This is a genomic window from Mycobacterium scrofulaceum, from assembly GCF_001667885.1.
In the GTDB taxonomy this organism is placed as follows: Bacteria; Actinomycetota; Actinomycetes; order Mycobacteriales; family Mycobacteriaceae; genus Mycobacterium; species Mycobacterium scrofulaceum_C.
This window is the reverse complement of record NZ_LZJW01000137.1, coordinates 1-1,670: the sequence shown is the minus strand read 5'-3', so window position 1 is coordinate 1,670 and position 1,670 is coordinate 1. Positions and strand designations below refer to the sequence as shown.

Sequence of the window (1,670 nt, the reverse complement as noted above, 5' to 3'; positions counted from 1 at the left end):
TGGCCGGCGCCGCGGCGGCGGCGGCGGTCATGGGCAACCCACGGGTGATCCGGGGCTGGTCGAGGGCCACACGTGGTCAGATGCTAGCGAACTCGTGCTCACCGTGCGCGCCGACGAACGCCTCGTCACCCGCCGTCCATGCGGCGGCAACCCGTTCGTCGCTTCAGCGTTGGGCGGCGTCGCCGCGACCGGGGTCCGTTTGCTGCGCGACGCAGCGAAACCCGATGTGGGTGGCCGCGCATCGTGATCGGGGTTGCCGTCCTGGCCGTTGTCGTTACGGCGTACATGCTGTCGCTGTTCGGCGTCCACTGGCTCGAACGATCGGAGGGACCGCTCCCGCCGCTGGACCTGAGCCAGGGCGGCGGCGATGCCACGATCGTGCAGCTGCAGGTGGAGGAGCTGAAGCCGGTCGCCAAGCGCCTCGGGGTGAATGTGCTTGTCTATCCAGGGATTTCGGCGTACGACAACCGATTCGACGTGTTGGGCACCGACGTCGCCGTGCGCCTGTATCCCACGAGCGACCTGGGGGACCTGCATTACCCCAAAGGCAAGGCGCCGGCGCAACTGAGCACGACCGTCGTGGCGCACGGCGATCCGGGCAACTGGCCGTTCGACTCCTATAAGACCGAGCCGATCTCGGCCGACGCGTTCGTCGGGTCGGGCGACAACCTCAAGAAGGTGCCCGCGCGCGTCGAGGTCACCGGGGAGCTGGACGGCTGGGACATCAGCGTCAACCGCGTCCACGATCCCGGCGCGCTCCCGACGCAGCGCGGAACCGACAACGGAAACGTGGTCATCACACTGAAGCGGGCCAAGGGCCCGCTGATCTTCGACTTGGGCATCTGCCTGGTGCTGATCAGCTTGCCCACCCTGGCGCTGCTCGTTGCCATTCCGATGGCGCTGGGCAGAAGGAAGTTTCTGCCGCCCTTCGCGACCTGGTACGCCGCCAACCTGTTCGCCATCGTCCCGCTGCGCAACATCCTCCCCGGCGCCCCGCCGCCCGGTTCGTGGATCGACCAAGCCATCGTGCAGTGGGTGTTGATCGCGCTCGTGACCGCGATGAGCCTGTACATCTTCGCCTGGGTTCGGCAAGGGGACTAGCGGCCGCGATTCGGGGGTCATCCACAGGCCGAGTTCTGTGGCTGGAAGCTGTCGGTGCTTGATGGCATAGTCGAACTTATGTTCGATTCAAGGGTGCCGTCGGCGGAGGCGATCGCCGCGATGGATGAGCACTTCGAACGGCGCTATCCGTCGGTGACGCCGGAGTCCGCGGCGCTGCTGGAGCGCGTCGCGGGCTTGGCGCGGGCGGAGAATCGGGCGGCGGCGGGGCAGTTGGCGGTGATCGGGGAGTTGTTCGCCTACCGGCTCTCGCGGTGTGCCGAGTGTGAGGAGTGGGCGGTCGATACCGAGGCCGCGGTGGCCGCCGAGGTGGCCGCGGAGTTGCGGATCAGCCAGGGGTTGGCGGCCAGCCGGGTGCGGTACGCCCGCGCGCTGCGCGAGCGGCTGCCGAAGGTGGGTGAGGTCTTTAAAGCCGGAGATATCGACTACCAGACGTTTCAGACCCTGGTGTATCGCACCGATCTGCTCACCGACCCCGAGGTGGTGGCGGCCGTGGACGCGACGCTGGCGGCGAACGTCGCACGTTGGCCCTCGATGACCCGGGGGCGGCT

The 1,670-nt window shown here is 68.1% G+C and carries 3 protein-coding genes; all 3 read left to right on the top strand.

The annotated features are described in order from the left end of the window. A partial coding sequence (locus A5681_RS27835) for a hypothetical protein (RefSeq protein ID WP_231996376.1) occupies positions 1-247 on the top strand: 247 nt, incomplete at its 5' end. Then, positions 139-1,101: a DUF4436 domain-containing protein gene (locus tag A5681_RS19865; RefSeq protein WP_082968450.1), complete on the top strand. Its 963-nt coding sequence runs from the start codon at positions 139-141 to the stop codon at positions 1,099-1,101. The genes A5681_RS27835 and A5681_RS19865, both read left to right, overlap by 109 nt. 78 nt (positions 1,102-1,179) lie before the next feature. After that, the coding region (locus A5681_RS19860) for a DUF222 domain-containing protein (RefSeq protein WP_156738070.1) at positions 1,180-1,670 on the top strand (491 nt) is incomplete at its 3' end.